The sequence below is a fragment of the Lentzea sp. NBRC 105346 genome (assembly GCF_030269605.1).
Taxonomy (GTDB): domain Bacteria; phylum Actinomycetota; class Actinomycetes; order Mycobacteriales; family Pseudonocardiaceae; genus Lentzea.
On the sequence record NZ_BSTQ01000027.1, the window covers coordinates 1 to 23,291 of the forward strand.

The 23,291-nt window shown below is 69.5% G+C and carries 22 protein-coding genes and 1 other RNA gene; 2 read left to right on the top strand and 21 right to left on the bottom strand.

Features of this window, described 5'->3' with window-relative positions:
* Positions 1-256 precede the first annotated feature (256 nt).
* The 9 genes from QSK35_RS39845 to QSK35_RS39885 form a co-directional block, all read right to left on the bottom strand.
* The gene (locus QSK35_RS39845) at positions 257-1,669 is read right to left on the bottom strand and encodes an RNB domain-containing ribonuclease (RefSeq protein ID WP_502881780.1); all 1,413 of its coding nucleotides are present in this window, start codon (positions 1,667-1,669) and stop codon (positions 257-259) included.
* A gap of 9 nt (positions 1,670-1,678) precedes the next feature.
* The gene (locus tag QSK35_RS39850) at positions 1,679-1,870 is read right to left on the bottom strand and encodes a hypothetical protein (RefSeq protein WP_285753207.1); all 192 of its coding nucleotides are present in this window, start codon (positions 1,868-1,870) and stop codon (positions 1,679-1,681) included.
* Positions 1,871-2,056: 186 nt separating this feature from the next.
* Positions 2,057-2,413, bottom strand: coding sequence for a hypothetical protein (locus QSK35_RS39855; RefSeq protein WP_285753208.1), 357 nt, complete (start codon positions 2,411-2,413; stop codon positions 2,057-2,059).
* 131 nt (positions 2,414-2,544) lie between these two features.
* Positions 2,545-3,543: a C40 family peptidase gene (locus QSK35_RS39860; RefSeq protein ID WP_285753209.1), complete on the bottom strand. Its 999-nt coding sequence runs from the start codon at positions 3,541-3,543 to the stop codon at positions 2,545-2,547.
* A 3-nt stretch (positions 3,544-3,546) separates the two neighbouring features.
* Entirely contained in the window at positions 3,547-4,146 is a 600-nt protein-coding gene (locus QSK35_RS39865; protein ID WP_285753211.1) for a hypothetical protein, read from the bottom strand.
* Between the two features lie 13 nt (positions 4,147-4,159).
* Entirely contained in the window at positions 4,160-6,025 is a 1,866-nt protein-coding gene (locus QSK35_RS39870; RefSeq protein WP_285753212.1) for a hypothetical protein, read from the bottom strand.
* On the bottom strand, positions 6,022-8,877 hold the full coding sequence (locus tag QSK35_RS39875) for an ATP-binding protein (RefSeq protein WP_502881781.1): 2,856 nt from the start codon (positions 8,875-8,877) through the stop codon (positions 6,022-6,024). Before QSK35_RS39875 ends, QSK35_RS39870 begins: the two co-directional genes overlap by 4 nt.
* Positions 8,852-9,331 carry a hypothetical protein gene (locus QSK35_RS39880; protein WP_285753213.1) on the bottom strand — a complete coding sequence of 160 codons (480 nt, stop codon included), beginning with the start codon at positions 9,329-9,331 and terminating at the stop codon, positions 8,852-8,854. Before QSK35_RS39880 ends, QSK35_RS39875 begins: the two co-directional genes overlap by 26 nt.
* A 3-nt stretch (positions 9,332-9,334) precedes the next feature.
* Entirely contained in the window at positions 9,335-9,613 is a 279-nt protein-coding gene (locus tag QSK35_RS39885; RefSeq protein ID WP_285753215.1) for a hypothetical protein, read from the bottom strand.
* 426 nt (positions 9,614-10,039) lie between these two features.
* On the opposite strand from QSK35_RS39885, the gene QSK35_RS39890 reads away from it, so the two are divergent.
* Positions 10,040-10,315, top strand: coding sequence for a ParB family protein (locus QSK35_RS39890; RefSeq protein WP_285753216.1), 276 nt, complete (start codon positions 10,040-10,042; stop codon positions 10,313-10,315).
* Between the two features lie 104 nt (positions 10,316-10,419).
* Here the strand turns inward: QSK35_RS39890 and QSK35_RS39895 are convergent, their stop codons facing one another.
* From QSK35_RS39895 to rnpB, 5 genes are all read right to left on the bottom strand, one after another.
* A complete protein-coding gene (locus QSK35_RS39895) occupies positions 10,420-11,991 on the bottom strand; it encodes a DUF6345 domain-containing protein (RefSeq protein WP_285753218.1) in 1,572 nt (523 codons plus the stop codon).
* Positions 11,992-12,144: 153 nt separating this feature from the next.
* A complete protein-coding gene (locus tag QSK35_RS39900; RefSeq protein WP_285753220.1) occupies positions 12,145-12,612 on the bottom strand; it encodes a hypothetical protein in 468 nt (155 codons plus the stop codon).
* A 9-nt stretch (positions 12,613-12,621) separates the two neighbouring features.
* Positions 12,622-14,790, bottom strand: a complete 2,169-nt coding sequence (locus QSK35_RS39905; protein WP_285753222.1) for a hypothetical protein — start codon at positions 14,788-14,790, stop codon at positions 12,622-12,624.
* A 152-nt stretch (positions 14,791-14,942) separates the two neighbouring features.
* Positions 14,943-16,070 carry a threonine synthase gene (locus QSK35_RS39910; protein ID WP_285753224.1) on the bottom strand — a complete coding sequence of 376 codons (1,128 nt, stop codon included), beginning with the start codon at positions 16,068-16,070 and terminating at the stop codon, positions 14,943-14,945.
* Positions 16,071-16,086: 16 nt separating this feature from the next.
* Positions 16,087-16,465: RNase P RNA component class A (gene rnpB / locus QSK35_RS39915), an RNA gene on the bottom strand.
* Positions 16,466-16,539: 74 nt separating this feature from the next.
* On the opposite strand from rnpB, the gene QSK35_RS39920 reads away from it, so the two are divergent.
* On the top strand, positions 16,540-17,076 hold the full coding sequence (locus QSK35_RS39920) for an NAD(P)H-dependent oxidoreductase (RefSeq protein WP_285753225.1): 537 nt from the start codon (positions 16,540-16,542) through the stop codon (positions 17,074-17,076).
* Here QSK35_RS39920 and QSK35_RS39925 read toward each other — a convergent pair.
* From QSK35_RS39925 to QSK35_RS39955, 7 genes are read right to left on the bottom strand one after another with little or no spacing between them, the layout of a single operon-like run.
* Positions 16,990-17,565 (bottom strand): hypothetical protein, encoded by a 576-nt coding sequence (locus tag QSK35_RS39925; RefSeq protein WP_285753226.1) that lies wholly within the window; start codon positions 17,563-17,565, stop codon positions 16,990-16,992. The genes QSK35_RS39920 and QSK35_RS39925 overlap by 87 nt on opposite strands.
* Positions 17,566-18,489, bottom strand: a complete 924-nt coding sequence (locus QSK35_RS39930; RefSeq protein WP_285753228.1) for an aldo/keto reductase — start codon at positions 18,487-18,489, stop codon at positions 17,566-17,568. It abuts the gene before it with no gap.
* A complete protein-coding gene (locus QSK35_RS39935; protein ID WP_285753230.1) occupies positions 18,482-19,537 on the bottom strand; it encodes a bifunctional RNase H/acid phosphatase in 1,056 nt (351 codons plus the stop codon). The genes QSK35_RS39930 and QSK35_RS39935 overlap by 8 nt, the downstream gene beginning before the upstream one ends.
* Positions 19,534-20,271, bottom strand: a complete 738-nt coding sequence (locus QSK35_RS39940; protein ID WP_285753232.1) for a zinc ribbon domain-containing protein — start codon at positions 20,269-20,271, stop codon at positions 19,534-19,536. Before QSK35_RS39940 ends, QSK35_RS39935 begins: the two co-directional genes overlap by 4 nt.
* A complete protein-coding gene (locus tag QSK35_RS39945; RefSeq protein WP_502881783.1) occupies positions 20,268-21,401 on the bottom strand; it encodes a Nif3-like dinuclear metal center hexameric protein in 1,134 nt (377 codons plus the stop codon). Before QSK35_RS39945 ends, QSK35_RS39940 begins: the two co-directional genes overlap by 4 nt.
* An 8-nt stretch (positions 21,402-21,409) precedes the next feature.
* On the bottom strand, positions 21,410-22,405 hold the full coding sequence (gene cobC / locus QSK35_RS39950; protein WP_285753236.1) for an Rv2231c family histidinol phosphate aminotransferase CobC: 996 nt from the start codon (positions 22,403-22,405) through the stop codon (positions 21,410-21,412).
* Between the two features lie 10 nt (positions 22,406-22,415).
* The gene (locus tag QSK35_RS39955; protein ID WP_285753238.1) at positions 22,416-23,255 is read right to left on the bottom strand and encodes a polyprenyl synthetase family protein; all 840 of its coding nucleotides are present in this window, start codon (positions 23,253-23,255) and stop codon (positions 22,416-22,418) included.
* Positions 23,256-23,291 lie beyond the last annotated feature (36 nt).

Consider the following 23,291-nt stretch of genomic DNA (forward strand, 5'->3'; position numbering starts at 1 on the left):
GGCTGCCTCAGGTGCGATGCGACGGGAGGGGCACACCACCCCAACGCAACCCACTACGAAACGACACCACGGCCGGGCCCCTCTTTGAGCTGAGCCGGGGTCCGGGGCGGAGCCCCGAGCAGGAAAACGCGACCATGCACGAAACCGACAGCCAAGGCGCAACCACGCACCCAACCGGCAGCCAAGGAAAGTCAGCGCGTCAACACAAACCCGACCACCCACGAAAGCCGCCGCGTCATCACAAACCGGCAGCCGCTCAACCAACCCGCTCGAACGCCACCCGCCGATTCTCCGGATCCGCCTCCACGAGCCGTGCCCGAATCCGCCCACCCTCAGGCAACCCAGCCCCAAGACACTTCCCCATCACAGGCGGCGAAGCCACGAAAACGTCAGCATCGTTCTCCCCAGCCCGCAACACGACAGCGTCAAACTCCTGCCCCACCCGATCAGCCAGCACCCAAGCCTCAACCTGATCCAGACAAGCCCGCTCCACCTTCGACGCCAACGTGTCCGAAGTCCCCATCAACGAGGGCAACTGCGGCAACGCCGCAGTCAACCAAGCAGGCACCGCCTCCCCAGCCGAAACCGCCAGGCACACCTCGGTGGCGAACCGATCAACCAACCGACGCAGCGGCGCGGTCACGTGCGCATAGGGCGCAGCCACGCCCGCGTGCGTGGTGACCTCAGGCAACGAGCCGGAGAACGCCGTATACCCGGCTCCCCGCAACAACCGAGTCGCATCCACAAACAGAGCCAACGACTCAGGCCGCGAGGGATCAAGACCAGCGAGCATCCGCCCAGGCGAGGCACCTTCAGGCCACGAAACCCCGAGCGACTGAGCAGACCGCCGCAACGCCGCCACGGCCTCACCGTCAGCGTCCGGCAGGGTGCGCAGGATGCCGACCTTCGCGTCGAGCATGATCTTGGCCGCGGCCATGCCTGTCATCAGGGAGATCTCGGCGTTCCACTGTTCAACAGCCACACGGGGCCGAATCAGCAGCTTCCACTGCCCGTCTCCGTTAGGAGCAATCTCCTGCTCAGGCAACTGCAGCTCAACAGCACCACGCTCGGCCGCCCGATCCCGACGCAACTGACCAAACACCGGCAAAGCGGCCAGAGACGGATGCGGCGTACCAGCATCGAACGAAGCCTGCACAGACTCGTAATCGAACTGAGCCTCAGACCGCACGAGGGCCCGTCGCACGTGGACAGACGTGGGTTCACTATCGGGACCGCACTCGAAAGTCCACAGCACAGCCGGCCGCACCACGCCCGGCAGCAGGGAAGCCGCGCCCTCCGACAGCACGGTCGGGTGCAGCGGCACGTTGCCATCCGGCAGATAGAGAGTCTGCCCGCGACGCCGAACCTCGGCATCCAGCGCACCACCCGGAACAACGAAGGTACCGAGGTCGGCGATCGCGTAGTGCACGCGGAAGCCGTCCCCGACCCGTTCGATGCACTGGGCCTGGTCGAGGTCCTTCGCGCCCGGCGGGTCGATCGTGACCAGCGCTATCGCGGTCGCGTCCTCGCGATCTCCGGCCGGAGCGGAGACCGCCTGCTCTGCCTCGGCCAGCGCGGCGGCGGGAAACTCCGAAGGCAGTGCGAACTCCGTGCGGATGCCCTGGAAGTCCAGCTCAGCGCGGCCCGTCCTGATCACCAAGGAGGCCACGCCGCCACCTTAGTCGTCGTCGTCGCCACGCCACTTGCGGTCGGCCTCGTCGGCGGCCTTCGTCTTCTCTCGGGCGAGCTCCAGAGCGCGCTCGGCCGACTCGCGGTCCGGGTACGGACCCAGGCGGTCGGCGCCCCGGCAGCGCCGGGTGTTCTCGACCGTGTTGTGCGTCAGGCAGTACCACCAGCCGTCTTCACCCATGCGTACAAGGCTATATCGATTGCCGCGCCTCCGGCGCGGCGGCGAGGTCGCCGGAGTCGGTGTCTTCCCTCGTGATTTCGCGCGGCGCGGCGCCTGGGGGCGCCGGGCCGCGCGAAATGACTCAGTCCAGACACCGACGCGACCTCGCGAAGGTTGATCAGACCTCAAGGCCGCTCACGGCACGACTCAAGCGTTCAGCGTCGGCTGCGGGAACCCTCGCGGCGGCGTCGACTGGTTGGCGTTCGCGTAGGACTGCGGGATCGGGTCCAGACAGGACACGAGCACGGTGCGGTCCTCGGCGTTCTCGATCAGCTTGCCGGTGCGCTCCCGGTAGACGAGCTCACCGTCCGAGTCGATCTCCATGATCACGCCGACCTCGGCCAGCTGGTCCTCGTCGAGATCCACCAGGCGTTCGTGCCGCGACGGCACCACGCGGTACGCGGGCCACGACAAGTGGCCGTAGGCGCGGTGGAACTCGGCCAGCAGGTGGGTCATCTGCTGTTGCCACGGCAGCGGCATTGTCTCGGCCAGTGATCGCGGCACCACGACATAGGACGGATCAACGCCTGGCCGCCCACCCGCGCAGTAATCGCGGATCGGTGTGCTGGACGCCGGCGGTCCGGAGGGCCTTGGGATGGGGTCGGGTGTGAACATGGAGCGCCTCCCACGCGGTTCTACACGCCCGGCCGGACGGCCTGTGGCATCAACTCTGCATAGTCCCAGTTGATCTTCGAAATCTTTACCACGTCACCCGTTTGCGGGGCGTGGATGTACTCGTTGTTGCCGAGGTACATGCCCACGTGGTGCACCGTCTCCGGGTTGCTCCGGTCGTACGCCCAGAACAGCAGGTCGCCGGGCTGGGCGTCGCGCACGGGCAGGAACGCCCCGCCGTGGCGGTACTGGTCGTTCGCGACGCGCGGCAGCTTCACGCCGGCCGCGGCGAACGCCTTCACGAGGATGCCCGAGCAGTCCCAGGCGTCCGGGCCGTTGCCGCCCCACAGGTAGGGCTCGCCGAGCTGCTGCCTGGTGAACTCGATCGCGGTGCCCGCGGCCGTGGAGGCCACCAGGAAGTTGCCCGCGCCCGAGCCACAGCCGGCCGGGTCCGCGACCTGGCCCAGTTCCGACAACAGGAACGCCGCCATGGCCTCCCAGTTGTGGTACCGGTCGGGGAACGCCGAGCGCTCCACGGCCTGCGCCGAGTCACCGGGCCGGCGGTTCTCCCAGTCCGGGACGGCCTGCAGCACGTCGTAGAACTTGTTGATCGCGTACGTCGGGTCCGTCACCTGCGCGGGCGAGCCCCAGCCCATCGACGGGCGCATCTGGAAGATGCCGAGCGAGTCGCGGTCGCCGTAGTTCAACGGGCGCAGGCCGGACTCGGTCATGCCCGCCTGGATCGCGACCTGCCACGCCAGCGGCGGCAGCTTGCGCTCCTGGCCGATCGAGATGATGCGGGCGACGATGTTGCGCTGTTCCTCGTTCAACCGCGACGCGTCGTGACGGCCCTTGTCCGCACCGCCGCTCTCCCACGGGCCGATCGCGGCGTTGCAGCTGACCCGCTGGATGGAGTTGTGGAGCGCCTCGTTGGTGCTGTTGTTGACCACCGTCGCGACACCCGATGTCACGACGACCGCGATGACGGCGACCAGCGCCCCGGCCAGCAGAAGAAGACGCATGGCTCAGTCCGCCTTCGTGTAGCTGTTGACCCGCCACTTCCCGTCGGGTTGGACCTTGATCAACGTGATGCGGACCTTGCCGATGTTCGTGCCGACCTCGAAGTCGATCGAGCTGGTCGTGGACTTCACCGGCTTGACCTTCTCGGTGATCTTGTTCGGAACGTTCCTGGGGTCGATCGTCGCCATCTGCGCGAGGAACTCGTCCGTGGTGTACGGCTTGAGCTGCTCGAGCCACTTGTTGACGTCGTTGTTCGCGGGCGGCTTGATCCACGTCTCGGCCCACAGCTCGGCGACGAGCTGCGCGTCGGTCTCCGGCGGCGCGGCCGACGCCGAGTTCGCCGGGCTGGGCAGCTTCGTCGGCAGGTTCGACTGGCCGCTCGACGGCAGCACGCCGACCTGGTTGGGCTGCGTGGAAGTCGTCGCGGCGACGCCGGTCTGCGCGGCCGGCCTCGGGTCCAGCACGCGCGGCACGATCACGCCGATCGTGACGACGAGCGCGAAGAACCCGACGATCGTGACCACCAGGTGCGTGGGCGAACGCATCGGCCAGCCCCACAGCGATCGGTACACCGCGGCGCGGCCGCGGTTGGTTCGGATCGGCATCTGCGTCCCCCTTTCAGTTGTCCCGGACTTCGAGTCCGCGCGACGGCCGGTAGACCACGTGAACCTGGCGCCCCGCAACGGTTTCCGTCTCCGCGCGGCGCGGTTCCGACGGCGGCAGCGCGTACCCGTTCGTCCGTGACGGGATCAGCACCGCGTCGTCGACGCGGTCCCAGCGCTGTTCCGCGACCGGCACCGTGTCGACCGCGCGCGACCGTCCCGATGTCAGCGCGGCGGGACCGTTCAGGCCGCGGCCGGGCAGCGCGTACACGCCCGAACCGTCCGGGCCGCCGTAGATCTGCGAGGGATCGCCGCGGTCGAGCCGTTCCGCGGTCGCCATGACCGGGGCGGCCGCCTCGGGCCGCAGCCTCCGCCTGCCGCGCTGTGGCACGTCGTCACCGTCCACATCGGAGTCGCGCACGGTTTCCCAGAACTCGTCCTGCGGCGTCGGGCCCTCGCCCTTGCGGCCGCGCAGCCGCGACCACAGGCCACCGCGCATCGGCAGCATGTTGCTCGCGGAGCCGACCGATACCTCGACCATCTGCCACATGCGGCGCAACGGTTTGCCGACCGCGAAGCACAACAGCGTCAGCATCAGCGCCAGCAAGGTCCTGGCCAGCAAGGACAATCCGGTCGCGTTGAAGATCGCCTGCAGCAGCAGGGCGTGCACACCGGCGAGCACGGCCAGGATCAGCACGTTGAAGACCGTCACGGCGACCGCACGGCCGACCTTGCGCAGCAGGTCGTGGTGGATCAGCGCGACGAGACCGATCAACGGACCCGCCAGCGTCAGCACCCGCAACAGCAGCTGCGCCAGCAACACGGCGGCCTTGGCGAACAGCTGGAACAACGAGAACGCGACAGCCTGCAACAGCGCGAGGAAGCCGGCACCGGTGCGGCTGCCGTCGGTGCCGACGAACGTGCCGCGCGTCGGGCCGAGCTTGCCGCCGTCGACGATGGCCTTCCACTCGTTCTTCTTCGCCTCCAGCGCGGCCTGGTCACCGTCCTTGTGGTCGATGATCTCGCCGGTCGTCCACGCCTGGGCCTTCAGGATCTGGGGGCCGAACTCCTGGGCCTGCGGGGCGTCCGGCGACCCGAAGGCGCCGCGCAACCAGCTCTGGTACACGACCGCGTCGTGCAGCTTGCTCGGCAGCACGTGCAACGTGCCCTGGTCCTGTGGCGCCTCGACGAACCCCGCCTGGATCTCCGATGTCTTGGACACCAGGGTGTTGTCGAGGAGGTTGTAGAACTGCGGCAACGCCAACGTCGATGTGGCCAGCCACATCGCGGCCAGCGCCCAGAGCCCGCGTTTGCTGATCGACGCGAGGTCGCCGCTCCAGATCTGCCGGAACATCAGCACGGCGAGCACCAACGCCACCAGGCCGAACCAGCGCAGGTAGACGTTGTCGTAGACCTTCTGCACGCCCTTCTTCACCGCGTCGTCCAGCGGGACGAGCAGGCCGCGGCCCATCACGGTGTAGTGCAGGGCGTTCGTGGCGCCGACGATGTTCTTGCCGACGTTGAACAGCTCGTTGCCCGCCCACGTGTCGATGACCGCGTTCGCGTCGGGCAGCTTCAGGCAGTTCGTCTGGTAGGTGTGCCAGACCATGCCCGCGTACCCGTAGTCGCGGTAGGGCGTGCCCGGCAGACCGTTGCCGATGGGCGGGTCGATCGCGCCGACCATGCCCGCGCCGGGACGCTCCGGGTTGGGGGCGTCCCCGCACTCGGCGGCATGCGCCATCGGAGCACCGATGACGACCTGGAGGCCCAGCACGGCGATGACCGCCAGCATCGCGCGCCTGCGCGGCGACGGCCGTCGTTTGAACCGCCGCCGCGCGTGCAGCGCGGCGGCGATCGCCAGAACCACCAGGAGGGTCGTCATGCGATCCCTTCCCGTCCGTGCCGTGGACCGCTCCCGTCGCCATGGCCGACCAGCTGTTCCTCTTCGGTCATCCCCAGCTCGAGGTCGGCCGCGAGCTCGTCGTCGATCTCGTCCGGCACGTACTTCTGCGCCGGGGGCAGCTGCGGTGCGGAGATCTCCTCGTCCGGCCCGTCGGCGCGGTCTCGCAGCGCGTCCGGGGTGGTGTCGAGGCCCGCGCGCAGGTGCTCCAGGTGGGGACCGCTGAAGTCGATGCGGATGCGTTCCACACCGCCCGCGCCGTCGCCGAAGATGAACTGGCGGGGCGCACGGTCGCGCTCGGTCTGCCGCTCACCGCCGGGCCGGCGGCCCAGCGACGCGACGACCTGCTCGTAGCCCGCGCCCACCGGAACCTTCAGCAGCCGCAGCGCGTCCGCCTGCGCCTGGTCGTCGTCCAGCCGCCCGACGAAGACCGAGTCGAGCAGGGCCACGAAGCCCTGGATCTTCAGGAAGTCGGCCGGGATCTGGGACGACAGCAGCACGCGGACGTTCCACTTGCGCGAGTCACGCGCGAAGCGGTTCATCAGCACGCGGCCGGTCGGCACCTCGGACAGGAAGAACGCCTCGTCGATCCAGACGCCCTTGCGCAGATCCTTCGGCCGGTCGTAGATCGAACGCTGGGTGAGCCACGCGGCGAGGTTGAGCATCTCGACGCCGAGCGCCTCCGCGTCGGTCCAGTGCTCGCGGCCAACGCCGTCCTTCGGCAGGTTCAGGCCCGCCATGGTCAGCACGGTCAGCCGGTCGTCGCGCTGCTCGTCGTACGGGTCCGCGTCGCGTTCCGGGATGAGCAGCGACATGCGTTCGCGCATCTCGTCGAGGAAGTCCGCGACGACGACGGCGTGCTCGTGGTGTTCCGACGCGTCCCGGCGCAGGGCCTCGAAGACCATGCCGGGGTGGGCGTCGAACCGGCCACCGACCGTGCGCACGGCGCGCAGCAGCACGATGCGCGTCTGCGGCAGGCGGGCGACCTCGAACGGCAGCAGACCGGACAGCACGTCCAGCACGAGGCGGCGGCGGGTCGCGGCGGCGAGCGCCTTCTCCCGGCGCCAGGCCCGCTCGGGGTCCTCCTCGTCGTAGAAGTGCTCGAGCAGCGGCTCGGCGACCACCCGGTACGGGTTGAGGATGCCGGGCTGGGCGTTGAGCAGGTTGATCGGCCGCGCGTACGGCCTCAGCTCGGGCAGGTCGCACAGGGCGGCCAGCGGGCCGGACGGGTCGAGCAGCGTCCAGTGCGCGCCGGAGCGCAGCGTCTTGTAGACGATGCCGCCGCCGAGGAACGACTTACCGGCACCCAGGCCCGCGACCATCGCGGTCAGACCGGACGCGTCGCGCAGCTCCTGCGCCATCCACGGGTCCCAGGCCACCGGGCGGCGGGTCGCGGTGCAGGTCTCGCCGAGCAGGATCCCGCGGCGGTCACCGACCTCGGCGGTCGCCGTCGGAACCGCCGAGGCGGCCCACAACACCGAGCCGCGGCGCAGGTACGCGGCCGACGACAGCGGCTCGCCCGGAATGAACTCACGGGCCAGCGCGTACTGCGCCTCGGGGTGCTCGATCGCGACCTTCGGCTTGTACAGGTCCAGCAGCGACTGGGCCAGGCGCAACGCGTCCCGCTCGGTCGGGCCGGACACGGCGAGGCGCCACCAGCTGCGCACCCGGGTGCCCAGCGCGGTGAAGCCCGACGTCATCTCGTCGTCGATCTCCAGCACGCGCCCGGCCTGGCGGGCCAGCGACTGCGGCGGTTCCAGCTCGTGCTCGTCGGTGTAGTGGCGGACCTGCGAGCGGACCTTGTTCATCTGCCGCTGCAGCTCGCCGGACACCTCCTCGGGCCGGCGCACGTAGATCCGGGCCGACCACTCGACGGCCGCGGGCAGCCGGTCCGCGCGCTGCACCCACGGGTCGTCGACCTCGGGGATCTGCAGGCCATGCATCAGGCCGACGGTCAGTACCGCAACGTGTCGCTTGATTCCCGCGTTCGAGCCGGTGCGACCGCGCACGGTGACCGTCGGCGAGTACGGCTCCTGGTGGAAGTCCGCGGCGTCGGTGAAGCTGGCGAGGTCCTCCGGCTCCCACGCGGCGCCCGGCACGGCGGGCAGGTTGCGCGGCGCGGGCAGGCCCAGCGAGCACGACCGGTGCATCAGCCAGGACATCTCCTCGGCCGTCGCCGGGCGTCCGTCCAGACCGGCGGAGCCGATGACCTGGTCGAGGTGCTCGACCTCGGAGTCCAGCGCGACGAGCTCAGCGTCCACTGCGTCCGGGAAGACCTTGCGCAGCACGGGTGCGGCGCGCTCGACGGCGCGGTCCATCATGTTGCGGGTCTGCACCTGGACGCCGAGGTAGACCTCCTTCTCCGCCATGGAGCGGCCCATCAGCTGCTGCTGCTCGCCGACCATGTAGTCGTCGAACGTGAGCGTGCCGGGCGTGTCCGGAAGGCGCTTCACCGCGTTGTGCACGTGCGCCTCGGCCCACATGCGGATCGGGTACGGGCGCGTGGTGACCCGCAGGTGCATCCAGCGGCCCTGCAGCTCGGCGTACTGGCCCGCGATCGCGGCGATCAGGTCCTGGCGCTGCGAGTCGCTGCGGAACGACCAGCGCTGCGGCGCGAGCTTGTACCAGGCGTAGACCTCCTGGCCGGTGCGCAGCAGGTGCCCGTCGATGCTCCGCGCGGAGATCGACGGGGTGTAGCTGGGCACCGCCGACTCGCCGGGGAGCCTGCGGCCGCGCTTGCTGTAGACCTGCTTGTTGCGGGGGTCCGCGGCAGCAGCGTGCTGAGCGATGTGCTGCGCGGATCGACGGTCACGGTCTCGCCGGCGTCCGAACACCGCGAACCTCCTTCTTACGGCTGGTAGTCCGGCGGTGCTGGGCCTGGACCCGGTTCTTGGCCTGTGTTCTCGCTCGTTTCGTGTTCTGAGGGCGAGGCCGCTGGGGGTTGACCCGGATGCGGGCGGCGCTGGCCGCTCCGCCGGTGCTTGCCGTCCGTTCCCGAGGTGCGGTGAGCTCGCGGACCCACATGGCGACCACGGCGGTGAGTGGCCGCTCGTGGCTGATCCGCGCGGTGATGAAGCGGGTGAGGACGATCGTGATCACGAACGCCCATGCGGTGGTGAAGAAGCCGAAACCGAAACCCATCCGGCGCTCGACGGTGAGTACGACGAGGAACACGACGATCCCGACGCCCCACGCCACGTAGCGCGCGCGCCAAGGGAAGGTCGCCTTGGGCGGGCCGAGCCAGACGGCGTCGACCCGATAGACCTCGTCGTCAGTGCGGACCCGCACGTGTCAGCCTCCGACGAACAGGCCGGCGAGCCACTTACCGATCGTCGCGCCCGCGTCCGTCGTGACCGCGAGCCCGATGATGGCCAGCGCGACGATGACGCCGCCGAGACGGCGCATGACGCCCGCGTTGTCGCCCTTGCCGCCGCCCAGCCAGAGGAGCAGGAGAGCGACCGTCAGCAGGAGCAGCGGGACGATGTTGCCCAGGATCCATTCACGGACGTTGCCTGTGCCCGGCGCCTGCGGCTGCTGCTGCGCGAGTGTTACCAGGTCCATGGCGGTCATTTCGTTCTCCAGGGTGCACGGTCCCGTCGGGGGGCTAGCGCTATCGAGTAGAACACGAGTTCGTCACGAGGTGTGAAGGCAGTTGAGCGGGCTGTAGATCATTAGGACGTTCCCTCGGCGCCGAATTACGTCTAATCTGGCTCGCACATCATGGATGAGGAGACGCCAGTGGGGAACATCCGGTTCAAGATTCTCTCCGTCGCTGGCATAGTTCACCCGACTGCGAACACCCTGGTCACCCACCGTGTGCGCAGGTCAGAAGGCCAGGATCGACCGACTCGCTGATTGCCCCGTTCGGCCGGTTCGCGGGCCCATCGGCGCTGCGGCCCGGAGTCACGACTCCGAGGAGATTCGAGGATGCTCGAACCAGACCCCGTGCCGGACGGAAGTGTGGACGGAATCACAGCCTCCCCTACTGCTCCAGGCGTGACCAAGGGTATCGAAGACGACCCTCCGGCCCGGCGGCGGGTGCAGCGGACGATCAACTTCGACAACACCGTCCTCGAGCGCGCACGTGCGGCCGCGACCTGGCTCGCGGAGGCCGAGCCGTCCGCCGGAATCAGGTCTTTGGTCGACATCGTCAACCCGGCCGTGGACGCCTACGTGACCGAGCTCGAACGCAAGTACAACGACGGCAAACCGTTCCCGACCGTGCTCCGGATGCCCTCCGGACGGCCTTCCCGACGCCCTGACATGCGCTGAGGCCGGCCACCCGTGTGGGTGACCGGCCTCAGCTTCTGGGGGTTCGCCAGTTGGTCTAGTTGACGGAGTCGGACGAGCTCGTCCTGATACGTGGATATTCGGCGTTATGAGACGCCGGAGATGCGCCAATACCAGCCGCCGGACAGCACGTCACCGCTGACCGGGCCGCGCCCGTGGAAGTAGTCGTCGAAGTTGGCCAGCGCGCCGTTGGACGACACCGGTCCCATCGACGCCCAGATCACGTCGGAGCCCTGCGTGTCGATGGACGCCTGCGCCCACGCCACCCGGACCTTCATCGGGTTGCTGCGCAGCAGGTAGTGCGCGTACTTCCCGCCGTGCGAGGCGCTGTTGGTCGAGACGGTCGTGAAGCTGTTGATCTGGTGCAGACCGCGGAACGCCTGCGCCCAGCGCTGTGCCCATGTCTTGCCGCCGTTGGTGTCCTCGAGGATCAGGCAGGTGAACAGCGACATCCACTCGGCGTCCAGGTTGCCCCAGCGGGCGTCGGTGTTCGCGAGCTTCGTGTCGTTGTGGTTGCTGCAGCCGCTGAAGTAGAAGCCGGTGCCGGAGCCATGGCCCTGCCAGTAGGTGAGGTCGACGTCGTCGGCGTAGTGGCTGTCGTCGCCGCCGGCGAACATCGGGTCCTTGAAGTCGCTCTCCCAGGCGTTGGCGTCCTTCCAGCTGAACTGGACCGGCACGCCGTGGTCGCCCGCCTCGCCGTTGAACGAGTCGATGTTGGCCGAGGTGTTGGGCAGACCCGCGCAGTTGCCGGTGCCCTCGCTGCCGACCTCGCCGGACTCGGTGAGCGCCTGGACGCCCCCGGACTGGCGCGGCGGCTGAGCCGGGCCGGGCACGGGCAGGGTCGACCCGACCGCGGCGGGCACGGTGATCGCCTGGGCCGGCGATCCGTCCTGGGTGAAGCCCTCGCAGCGGAAGCTCGGCAGCAGCTTCTCGACCCTGGCGTCGAGCGAGGGCGACTCGTAGACGTACGACACGCGGCCGGCGCGGACGCCCTCGCCGAACGCCTTCTGGCAGCGCGCACGGCCGGCCGTCAGGTCGTACACCGCCACGCTGCCGACCTTCGCGAGCTCGCGGGTGCTGTGCGTGAGGCCGGTGACCTGGCCGTCGCCGTCGAGCGCGACGCGCAGCTTGGCGCCCTCACCCACCAGCGGGATGCCGTCGAGGCTGAACGTGTAGCTGACGGCCGTGTCGAGCGGCGCGCTCACCACCGTCTTCCCCTCGCGGTCGGACACCTCGAACGTGCTGTGGCGGGCGGTCGCCGTCGCCTGGGACGGGAGCAGGCCCACGCCGCGCAACGCCTCCGCGACGCGCTTGGCCGCCTCCTCGGTCGGCACGGCGCGCAGGTTCCTGAGGCCGTCGAAGTCGATGGCCGTCTGCACGGTCGGGCTGCCGTCCTCCTCCGGCTTGCCCTCGCCCCGGTCGATGCTCGGGACGTGCAGGTAGCGGGCGTCGTCGATGAACGAGACCGCTCCGGCCTCGGATCTCTCGACGTCTTTGAGCCCGAAGGCGCGCTGCAGGGCGACGGCCTGGTCGGCGTCGAGACCGGCGCGCTTCACGCCGTAGACCGGCAGCTCGGTCTCCTCGGCGTGCGCGACGCCGGCAAATCCCCCGGCCACCAGCGCGGACAGCGTCAGCGCCGTGGTGATCTTCCTGGTCATGCTTTTCCCTCCTCGTAGCGACAACCGGTGCGGGCCGGTTGCCTTGCCAGGAGGAGCTACGCCGGATGCCGGTGATACCGGGCGTGAGGCCTTAGGCCGTTGTGATCACTCCATCAGCGCAATTTGTGTAACACGGATGCTCGACAGGACCACTTACAGGCGGACCACCAGGTCACCTGCGACGGTCAGTCGGGGGACCTCGGCGATCAGCGGGATGACCGACGGGTCCTGGCCGAACCGTCCGAGCCAGTCCTGCGGGCTTTCGCTCTCCGTCGAGACCTCGAGCGCGTACCGGTACACGCCCGGTCCGTCCGGTCGCCACGCGAAGGTCACCAGCGGAAGAAAGCCCTCCCCGGCCGGATCGAACGACTCACCAGGCGCGAGCAGGCGGAAGTCCTGCTCGCGCAACGGTCCGACGAGCGGATCCTCGGCGGGCTCCGGGGTGGCGACGAGAACGCCGCCACAGGTGATCGACGGCCGGTAGTGCGGATACCGCAGGCCGTGCTCCGAACCGTCGACCACCCCGACGAAGCGGACGGGCGAGTCACCCGTGTTGCGGATCTCGACCTCGACCGGCCGCGCTTCCCCTCCTGCGCGCAGGACAATCGCGATCGAGGTCATGGCCCGAACCTACTGCTGTTCGCCGAGCAGCGCCTCCTTCGTCGCCGCTGCCTCGTTTCTGATGGTCTCGAGCACCTTGTCGTTCGTCACGCCGCGCTCGGCGAAGGTCTGCGGCATGCGGTCGAGCACGTCGGCCGTCCGGCCGGTGTCGCCCGTCAGCGCACACGAGCCGGCCAGCTTCCGCGTCGCGGTGTTGAGGGTGATGTTGTCGACTCGTCCAGGGCTGGCGACAACGTCGGTGAGCAGCGGAATGCTCTCGTCCGGGCTCGGCGGTCGCACCACCATCTCCCGGTTGGGTTTGACGTCCTTGAACTCGTGCCCGGCGGCGACGCCCTTGGCCAGCTTCGCGTACACCGCGAGCGGGTGGTCGCCGTAGACGTTGATCAGCTCGTCCAGCGCGTCGATGCCGTTGCCCAGGTAGCCGGACCGCGAGCCGAGCAGCGCCAGCAGCTGACCCTGCTGCTCGCCGAGCAGCAGCTCGCCCGCCAGCTGGTCGCGTTCGGTCACCGGGTTGCGCACGATGAGCCTGCACACCGGCGAGACGACGCGGGAGCCGTCGCTCGCGATGTACTGGGCGCGCACCAGGTAGATGCCCGGCTGGTCGAAGTAGAAGCCGTCCCGCCCGAAGCCGATGTACGCGCTGTCGTAGATCGCGCGGTTGTCGTCCGTCAGGTCGACGAGCCGCTCGATCTCCGGGCAGCGCTGCAGGAACGGCCGGTAGGCGATCGTGCGCCCGGACGGCTGCCGGATCGCGACGGTGACGTAGCCGTCCTTGGGGTGCAGCCGGTCGTGCGTCCGCTTGCCGCGCAGATCGGTCGTGGACAGCTTCAGTTCGACGACCACGGGTTCGCCGTACAGGAATGCCTGGTTCCTCGTGCGCAGGTCCAGCGCCAGACCGGACTCGTCGAGCACCGGTTCGTCGAAGAGCTCCGGGTCCAGGTCGGACGCGCCCTTGCCGAACTGGTTCGCGCCCATGATGACGTTCTTGTAGAACGCGTGCCGCAGGTGGATGAGTTCGTTGTCCGTGAACTGGAACGCGAAGTCGTTCCAGTACGCGCCGGTGCCGGTCGGCCCGCCACCCACGGGGATGTAGTTCTGCGGGTAGTTCATCCAGGACCGATCTCCGAACCCACTGTTGGGCCCGAGCGGCGCGGGCGGGTCGGCGAGCTGCTTCTGCCACGAGTGCAGCAGGTTGAACGCGTGGCCGAGCTCGTGCACGTAGGTCCGCAACGCGGCACGCAGTGTGATCGCGTCCGTGCCGCCGATAGCGTCGTGGAACACGGCGCAGCCCTGCCGCTGGAACGTGTCCTTGTAGTCGAACATGATCCCACGCACCCCGCCGCCTTCGTACGACGTCGCGACGAGCGTCCACACCTTCCATTGCGGCGCGTTCTTGTGCAGGCTGAAGTGGCTCACCATGGCGTTGTGCAGCTCGTCGTCGTTCCACCCGTTACCGCCCGCTCCCGCGACCGGGACGATGTTGGAAATGCCCGCCGGCTTCAGCTGGATACCGCATTCTTCGTACGCTTTGGGGATCGTCAGCTCACGAGCCGGACTACCCGCGGGCTGCGGCAGGGAACCGGTGTTGTAGGACCCGAACGCGATCGTCCCCTGAACACAGTCGAGCTCCCAGTCGACAGTGCGGAAGTACGGCGACGAGAAGGGACACACATAACTCGCGCCCGGCGTGCTGGGCGGTGACACGAATTGCACGGTCGCGGCGGCAGCGGGCACGAACGGCGGCACCCGCGGAATCGTCACCCGGACGAACGGTGCCCCGGCCGTCCACGTGAAGGTGCCCATCCCCTCGACCTTGACCTGGTGTGCCGTCGTCGTGACCGTCGGGGCGGACACGACGAACGAGCCGAAGTAGCTCGTGGTGCCACCGCTGGTCTGGAAGAAGTCGCCGGACACCCGGTTCATGGGGCGGTTGCCCCCGACGTCGACGCGCAGCTCGAGCTGGAAGCCCGTGCCCGCGCTGCGATAGCGTCCGCGCACCTGACGTTTGATCAACGGCAGGGGTGGCGCGAAACTCGGCTCAACACCATGTTCCTCGACGCCTTCGGACGCGAGTTCACGCTCGTGCAGCGCGAGAGTGCTCGCCTCGTCACTTTCGGTTTTATTACCTGCGAGTTCCGCTATGGATTCGACGGTGGTGGGATCCGGGATTGCTGTCATGACAGATCTCCGTACACGGAAAACCGCACGGGGCTCGGGGGCGGCGTCCCCTGACACACCCCGCCCAAACACTCTTCACCGTCGAAACGAATTACGGCAGAACCGTCCGTGTGAGGGCAAAGGACCCTGTCGTCCGCGCCGAAAGCCTCGCATCAAGAATGCTTATGAGTGGGATATTTGATGCCCATTCCCGTGTTCAGCACGACGACCTGTTCGCCCGGCCTGATCCACCCGTCCGCGCGCAACCGGCGCACGGCGCTGATGGTCGCGGCCCCCTCGGGACACAGGTGGACGCCCTCCCGCCGGGCCACGTCGGCCTGGTCGGCCAGGATCCGCTCGTCGTCGACGGCGACGGCCGTGCCGCCCGTGTCGTACAGCGCCTCGAGAATCAGGAAGTCGCCGAGCGGCTTCGGCACGTTGATGCCGAACGCGGCGGTCCAGGCGTTGTCCCAGAACTCCGCTGCCTTGGCCTGACGTGAGAAGGCCTTGACGATCGGCGCGCAGCCGGTGGACTGCACGGCGACCAGCCGCGGGAGCTTCCCGGAGATCCACCCCAGCTCGCGCATCTCCAGCAGCGCCTTGTGGATCCCGATCAGCCCCACGCCGCCGCCGGTCGGGTAGACGATCACGTCCGGGCACTTCCAGCCGAGCTGTTCGACGATCTCGTAGCCCATCGTCTTCTTGCCCTCGATGCGGTACGGCTCCTTCAACGTCGCTACGTCGAACAGGCCCTCGTGGAGGCGATCGGCGATCACCTTCCCGGCGTCGCTGATCACGCCGTCGACCAGGATCAGCTCGGCGCCGCTGATCTCCACCTCGTCACGTGTGATCAACGGCGCGTCCCGCGGCATCGCGATCACCGCGCGCATGCCCGCGCGGGCGGCGTACAGCGCCCACGCCGCGCCCGCGTTTCCGTTGGTGGGCATGGCGATCGCCTTGACGCCCAACTCCTTCGCCTTCGACACACCGACGGCCGCGCCGCGCGCCTTGAAGCTGCCGGTCGGGATCAGCCCCTCGTCCTTCATCAGCACGTCTTCGTGGTCCAGCCGGATGAGGGGCGTCATGCCCTCGCCGAGCGAGACGATGTTGCTCGGGTCCTTGACCGGCAGCACCTGGTGGTAGCGCCACAGCGTCGGTTCGTCGCCGGGCTTCGTCACCTTCGCCAGGTCGTAGCGGGCGAGCAGGGGTGAGCCGCACGAGCAGAGGTTCTGCTGCTCGCCGGCGTCGAACGTGCTGCCGCACTTCGGGCATTCCACATGGGACAGCTGACTGAAGGGCATGTGTCCTGCATACAGGCGGATGAGCCGGCATGTAAGCCGGATCCTGTACGTGAGAACACGTGGCGACCATCCATCTGGGCCTACCGTCGCCGGCAGGCTCTAGCGGCCTACCCGCAGGCTCGGACGGGCCGTCCTCGAACGCCTGCGCAGGAATTCCTCGCGGAATGCCCTCTTGGCCTTGCTCCGGGTGGGGTTTACCTAGCCACCCCTGTCACCAGGGGTGCTGGTGGTCTCTTACACCACCGTTTCACCCTTACCTGGATCTCTCCAGGCGGTCTGTTCTCTGTGGCACTGTCCCGAGGGTCGCCCCTGGTTGCCGTTAACAACCACCCTGCCCTTTGGAGTCCGGACTTTCCTCGACGAACCAGGTCCGCCGCGGCCGCCCTGCCGACTCATCCGCAACCAACAGGATATCCCAGCACGTGGTCGCACTTGTCGGTGACCAAGACGCGTTGGTTCACTCGGTGCCGTGGCCGAAGTCCTGATCATCTCGGGTGCGCCGTCGTCCAACGCGGCGACCGGGGTGCTGGTGAGCTTCACGCGGGGCCTGCTGGAGGAGGCGGGACACGACGTGCGGACGTTGCACGTGCGTGATCTGCCGACGATCTCGCTGCTCACCGAGGACCTGCGCGACCCGGAGATCGGGGACGCGGTGGCCTGCGTTTTGCGCGCCGACGGGATCGTCGTCGCCAGTCCCGTGTACCGCGCCGCCTACAGCGGGCTGGTGAAGTCCCTGCTCGACATGCTGCCGAAGAAGGCGCTGCGCGGGCGGGCCGTGCTGCCGCTGGCGACCGGCGGCAACCAGGGGTTCCTCGTGGCGATGGACTACGCCCTGCACCCGCTGCTCGCCTCGAAGGGGGCCGACCAGGTCGTGCGGGGTGAGTTCGTGCTCGACCAGCACGTGGCCGGCGGCGTCCTGTCAGTCCAGGCCGCGCAGGCCGTGCGAGCGGCGGCCGAGCGGTTCACCGGAACGCTCACCACCACCCGGCTCCGCCGGGCCGGTTAGTCCGGGGTCGTGCCGGGCGAGGAACGCCATGGTCTCGTCCAGCCACGACGCCAGGTGCGCCGGCTGCTCCCGCCGCGGCAGCTCCGAGAAGTACTTGGTGCTCCACACCCGCACGTAGCGGTCGAACACCTGGACCTCGACGCCGCCCGCGCCCAACGCCTGGCGCCACGCCTTGAGCCGACTGGAGCGGACCTCCTCGTAGTACGCCTCGTCCAGCGCGATTCCCGCCCCGATCGCGGGGACGCCACGCCGTTGCGAGGTCCAGTCGTCGCGGTCGGCGATGCAGAGTTCCACCCACCCGTCGAGCGGCTCGGCCCAGGTGCCCGCGTTGCTGAACAGCACCCAGTAGATGCCGTGGTCCTCGGGGTTCCAGCGCACGTCGGTCTCCGGCCGGAACGACGACCGGCGCGCCGCGTCCGCCAGCAGTGAGACCACCGCGCGGTGCGTTTCGCGCGCCGACGCCAGCGTGCCGACGTGGCTGGTGTCCATCTAAAGCTCCCAGTCCCACATGAGCTTCTCGTGGATCTCCTCCGTGACCGACCGGCCGATCTCACCCACCACGGCCAGTGTCGCCGGGTCCAGGTCGATCCGGCCGGCCGCGGCGTTCTCCGTCGCCTGGGCAGCGGTCCGGGCACCGACGACCGCGCACACGCGCGGGTGGTGGACCAGCCAGGCGAGCGCGAGCTGGGCGACGGTGATCCGGTGCTCGGCGGCGATCTCCCGCAGTTGCTTCAAAGCGGCCTCGGCGCGGGCCAGGTGCATCCCGGCGAAGAGCCGGTTGCCCGACCGGTTGTCGCCCGGCTCGAACGGCCCGGTCCGGCCCGCGAGCAGGCCCTGCGCCAGCGGCGAGTACGCCATCAGGCACACCTCTTCGGGCTCATAGGTGCGCCAGAACAGGGAGAACGGGTTCTGCAGCGAGTCGATCGGCGCCACGGACAACGCCCGCGCCAGCTGGTCGGCCGAGAAGTTGGACACCCCGATCGCCCGGATCTTGCCCTGCTCCTTCAACCGCACGAGCGCGCCGAGCGTCTCCTCCAGTGGCACGACCGGGCTGCCGAACGTTCCCGCGGGCCAATGGATCTGGTACAGGTCGATGCGGTCCGTGCCGAGGTTGCGCAAGGACTGTTCACACGCCTCGACCACCTTTCCGGCCGCCAGGTTCCGCCACGACACCTTGGTGGCGAACAGAACCTGGTCCCGCACGTCGCGCAACGACTGCCCCAGCACCCGTTCGCCGTGCCCGGCGCCGTACTCCTCGGCCGTGTCGAACATCGTGACGCCCGCGTCGAAGTAGGCGCGGAACGCGGCGGCGGACTCGGCGTCGTCGATGCCGGCCCAGTCCTCGCGGCCGGCCTGCCACCCACCGGCGACGATCGCGCCGGTGGTCAGCGAGCCGATCCGCACCTCACGCATTGAGATACGAGGTGTCGTTGACGAGCCGGACGGACGCGTGCCCGTCCGGGTAGAACTCGGCGACCGAGAGCGACGCCAGGTCCAGGTGCAGGCGGAAGAGCAACGAGGGGCCGACGTCCAGCGCCATGCGCAGCAACGTCTTGATCGGCGTCACGTGGCTCACGACGACGATCGTGCCGCCGCCGAACCGGGCGATGATCTCGTCGCGGGCCTTGCGCACGCGGCGGTGCACGACGTCGAAGCTCTCGCCATCGGGCGGGGCAACCGACGTGTCGTACAGCCACCGCCGGTGGATCTCCGGGTCGCGTTCGCTCGCCTCGGCGAACGTGAGTCCCTCCCAGGCACCGAAATCGGTCTCGATCAGCCCCTGGTGCGTGACCAGCTCGGCACCGGTCGCGTTCGCGACGGCCTGGGCGGTCTGCGTGGCGCGGGCCAGCGGTGACGTCACGACCGCCGCGATGTCGTCCACTTTGGACAACCGGGCGGCGGCCTGTTCGGCCATCTGCTGCCCGGCCTCGGTGAGCGGGTGGTCGCCGCGGCCGGAGTAGCGGCGTTCGACGCTGAGCTGTGTCTGGCCGTGCCGCAGCAGGTAGAACCGGGTGGGGTCACCGGTCGCGCCGGTCCAGCCGGGGCTCTCCCCGGGTTCCGCCTCGCCGTCCATGGCCTCGTTGGCGAGCCGGTCCGCGTGCTTGTTCTGCTCGCGCGCGACCCAGTTGTAGAGCACGGAGCCGATCTGGCCCGCGATGCCCCGCGCCTCCTGGGCGAGCGGCTGCATCGACGGGTGCTTGATCTTCCAGCGGCCCGACATCTGCTCGACGACCAGCTTGGAGTCCATCCGGACCTCGGCCTCGTCGGCGCCGAGCTCCACGGCGGCCCGCAGGCCCGCGATGAGGCCCTGGTACTCGGCGACGTTGTTGGTCGCCACGCCGATGAAGCCCTTGCGTTCGGCGAGCACCTCACCGGTGCGCGCGTCGCGGACGACGGCGCCGTACCCGGCGGGTCCCGGATTGCCCCGGGACCCGCCGTCGGCCTCGACGAGAACCTTCACAGACCTGATTCTCCGGTGCGAACCATGATCGCGCCGCACTCCTCACACCGGACGACCTCGTCCGCGGCCGCTGCCTGCACCTTTGCCACGGCGGCGCGGTCCATCTCGATCCGGCAGGCGCCGCAGCGGCGGGCGCGCAGCAGTGCGGCGCCGATGCCGCGCTGGATGCGCTGCCGGTCGTAGGCCGTCAGCAGGTCCTCGGGGAACTGCTTCGTCATCCGCTCGCGGTCCGCGGTGCGCTTGGCCTCGGTCGAGTCGAGGTCGAGCAGCGCCTCGTCGCGGCGCTTGGCCGCGTCGGTCAGCGACTGCTGCGCCTTGTCCAGCTCCACGCGGTGGTGCTGCACGTCCGCCTCGACGGCCTCACGGCGTTCCATCAGCTCCAGGAGGTCGTCCTCCAGCACGCTCTGCCTGCGCTGCAGCGTGGCGAGCTCGTGCTCGAGGTCGGTGAGCTGCTTGGCGCCGACGCTGCCGGACTCCATCAGCTTGCGGTCGCGGTCCTCACGGGCCCGGACCTGCTCGATCTCGGTCTCCTGCCGCTTGTAGTCGCGGTCGAGGTCGCCGAGCGTGGTCTCGACCGCCACGAGCGCGTCCTGCTTCGCCCGCACGAGCTGCTCCGCCTCGGCGATCTCCGCGATCTCGGGCAGCGTCTTCCGGCGGTGGGTGACACGCGCCAGTTCGGCGTCGACCTCGGCCAGGTCGAGCAGCCTGCGCTGGAGTGCGGGATCGGCTTTCACTCAGGTCCTCCTGTTCGGCTCGTCGCACCGACGGTCCACGGATCGGTCCGGCGGGTGGAGACGAGGACCTCGACCGTACCGCCGAAGGCCCTGCGCACCACCTCCGCCGCCTGTTCGCACCACGGCCACTCGCTGGCCCAGTGCGCGACGTCCACCAGCGCGGGCCCGCCGGCGGCGAGGTGCTCGCTCGCCGGGTGGTGCCGCAGGTCGGCCGTCACGTACGCGTCGACGCCGGCCCTGGTCGCGGTCTTCAGGTAGCTGTCGCCCGCGCCGCCGCACACCGCGACCCGTTTGATCAGCCGGTTCGGGTCGCCCGCGGCGCGCACACCCCACTTCGTGGGCGGCAACGCGTCCGCCACGCGTTGGGTGAACATCCACAGCGGTTCCCCGGCGGGCAGCTCGCCGACGCGGCCGATGCCCTGGTCCGACGGCAGCTCGGCGATCTCGTGCAGCCCGAACGCGACCTCTTCGTACGGATGGGTCGCGCGCAGCGCGTCGATCACCCGCTTGCGGTGGCGCCGCGGGACCGTCAGCTCGATGCGGGTCTCCTGGATCTCGGTCAGCTCACCGACCGTGCCGATCGCCGGGCGGGCGTTCGCTGTCGGCCTGAACCGGCCGTCGCCGGTCGCGGTCCACGCGACCTCGCGGTAGTCGCCGATCTCTCCGGCACCCGCGGCGTGCAGTGCTTGGAGCAGTCGTTCCGCGTCGGCGACCGGAACGAACGTGGTGAGCACGTCCCTCGGCTCCTCCGGTGCCGCGGTGAGCGGGCCCGTGACGGTGAGGCCGATCTTGTCCGCCAATGCGTCCGAGACACCCGGCAGCGCGCTGTCCGCGTTCGTGTGCGCGCAGAACAGGGCCGCGTTGTTGCGGATCAGCTTGTGGACCAGCGCGCCCTTCGGGTCGTTCGCCGGGACGCCGTTGACGCCCCTGAGCAGCAGTGGGTGGTGCGCGACGAGCAGCTGGGCTCCTGCCTCGATTGCTTCGTCCACTGTGGACTCGACCGGGTCGACGCAGATCAGGATCTTCCCGACCCGCTCGTCGGGGTCGCCGCAGACGAGCCCGACCGCGTCCCACGACTCGGCCGTGTGCGGCGGGTAGGCCTGCTCCAGTGCCGCGATGACGTCGGCCAGCTTCGGGCTCACCGCAGTTCCTCCATCACTACCCGCAGCGCGTCGGCGAACACCGCGAACTCCTCCGGCGCCCGGACCGCGACGCGCAGGTGCTCGTCGTCGAGTCCGGGGAACGTGTCGCACCGCCGTGCCGCGATGCCCTTGTGCCGCAACGCCTCGCGCGTCCCCCTCGGCACCTTGATCAGCACGAACGGCGCCCGCGGCGGGACCACGACGAGGTCGCCGAGCAGCTCGGCGGCGTGTCTCGCGTGCTCCTGGGCCTCGCGGGCGAGCCGCTCGGTCTCCTCGACGGCCCGTTCCTCACAACAGGCCTTGATCGCCTCCAGCGCAAGGCTGTTGACCGGCCACTGTGGACGGTTGTGGGCGAGTTTCGCCAGGGTGTCCGGGTCGCCCAGCGCGTATCCTGCACGGATGCCCGCCAGGCCCCAGGTCTTGGTGAGGCTGCGGAACACGAGCACGTTCTCGTCGCCGGCCAGCGACTCGGGCTCGCCGGGGACCGCGTCCATGAACGCCTCGTCGACGACGAGGTTCTTGATCTGCCGAAGCTTCTCGCGGGGGTGCAGCACCGACGTCGGGTTGGTCGGGTTGCCGATGACCACCAGGTCGGCTTCGGGGATCTCGCCGAGAGTGTACGGCGGTTCCAGGAGCACGCGCTCGACCGGAACGCCCGCGTCGCGCAGCGCGGCCTCGGGCTCGGTGAACGACGGGTGCACGACGACGGCCCGGCGGGGCCGGAGGTTGGGCAACAGTGCGAAGCCCTCGGCGGCGCCGTTGAGGAGGAGCACCTCGTCCGGGCGCCGGCCGTGGCGGCGGGCGACCTCTTCGCGGCCCGCCTGGTCCGCGCTGCGCGCCGGATAGCGGCCGAGGTCGTCGAGGGCGATCTTCAGCCGGTCGCGCAGCCACTTCGGAGGGCGCGGCACCCGCACGTTCACCGCGAAGTCGGCGAGGCCGGGTGCGGCGTCGACGTCCCCGTGGTGGCGGAGGTCCTCCTTTGGGCTGGTCACCAGCCGGATCTTAGGCGACCGAGGCGATGGCCCAATCCAGGTAGGCACCCGGCAGATCGCGCAGCAGGGCGACGGCCTCGTTGTCGTGGTCCGGCACGGCGTCGGCGGCCTGGCGGGCCAGGTCGTGACACAGCTCCAGCGTGCGGTCCGTGCCCTCGATGAACGGGTAGCTGTACACGCCTTCCCGCTGGTCCTCTTCGAGGTCGAGCACGTCGTCGACGAGCTGGAACAGCAACCCGAACGCGGTGCCGTACTCGGCCATCCGGCGCTCCTCGCCGGTTCCGGCGCAGTGGTTGGCGAGCACGCAGCCGAGCCGGAACAGCGTGGCCGTCTTCAGCTCGATGCTCTTCAGCGCCCGGTCCGCCGTGCGACCGCGGTCGTGCAGGTCGAGGACCTCCATGAACTGCCCCTCGACCAGGTCGGCGACGGCGGCGGCGATGTGCCCGGCGGCCTCGGCCGAGATGTCGCGCAGCGCGGCCTGACCGGCCTTGGCGAGCATGAGGTCACCCACCAGCAGCGCCGGCCCGACGCCCCAGTCGGCGTTGATGGTGGGCACGCCGCGCCGTTCGGTGGCGTTGTCCATGAGGTCGTCGTGGACGAGCGACCCCGCGTGCAGCACCTCGACGCACGCCGCGCTGGTGATGGCCCGCTTGTCGAGCGCACCGCCCAGCGCGAGCGTGCCGGTGAGGATCACGATGGACCGCAGCCGCTTGCCGGAGGCGGTGACCCGGCGCGACGCGTCATTGACCCGCGACAGGGTCGACGAGGTGACGAGCTCCCTGATGTTGCTTTCGACGTGCGGCAACGCCTCGGCGATCATCGGGAGGGTGGGAACCACGGTGGTGAGCACGCCACGATCATGGCCCCCGCGGACTGAGATCCCGCT

Bases quoted from the DNA above. Each gene is read 5' to 3' on its own strand.
- QSK35_RS39850 (WP_285753207.1), bottom strand. From the start codon at position 1,870: ATGGGTGAAGACGGCTGGTGGTACTGCCTGACGCACAACACGGTCGAG.
- QSK35_RS39860 (WP_285753209.1), bottom strand. From the start codon at position 3,543: ATGCGTCTTCTTCTGCTGGCCGGGGCGCTGGTCGCCGTCATCGCGGTC.
- QSK35_RS39865 (WP_285753211.1), bottom strand. From the start codon at position 4,146: ATGCCGATCCGAACCAACCGCGGCCGCGCCGCGGTGTACCGATCGCTG.
- QSK35_RS39870 (WP_285753212.1), bottom strand. From the start codon at position 6,025: ATGACGACCCTCCTGGTGGTTCTGGCGATCGCCGCCGCGCTGCACGCG.
- QSK35_RS39885 (WP_285753215.1), bottom strand. From the start codon at position 9,613: ATGACCGCCATGGACCTGGTAACACTCGCGCAGCAGCAGCCGCAGGCG.
- QSK35_RS39895 (WP_285753218.1), bottom strand. From the start codon at position 11,991: ATGACCAGGAAGATCACCACGGCGCTGACGCTGTCCGCGCTGGTGGCC.
- QSK35_RS39900 (WP_285753220.1), bottom strand. From the start codon at position 12,612: ATGACCTCGATCGCGATTGTCCTGCGCGCAGGAGGGGAAGCGCGGCCG.
- QSK35_RS39905 (WP_285753222.1), bottom strand. From the start codon at position 14,790: ATGACAGCAATCCCGGATCCCACCACCGTCGAATCCATAGCGGAACTC.
- QSK35_RS39910 (WP_285753224.1), bottom strand. From the start codon at position 16,070: ATGCCCTTCAGTCAGCTGTCCCATGTGGAATGCCCGAAGTGCGGCAGC.
- QSK35_RS39925 (WP_285753226.1), bottom strand. From the start codon at position 17,565: ATGGACACCAGCCACGTCGGCACGCTGGCGTCGGCGCGCGAAACGCAC.
- QSK35_RS39930 (WP_285753228.1), bottom strand. From the start codon at position 18,489: ATGCGTGAGGTGCGGATCGGCTCGCTGACCACCGGCGCGATCGTCGCC.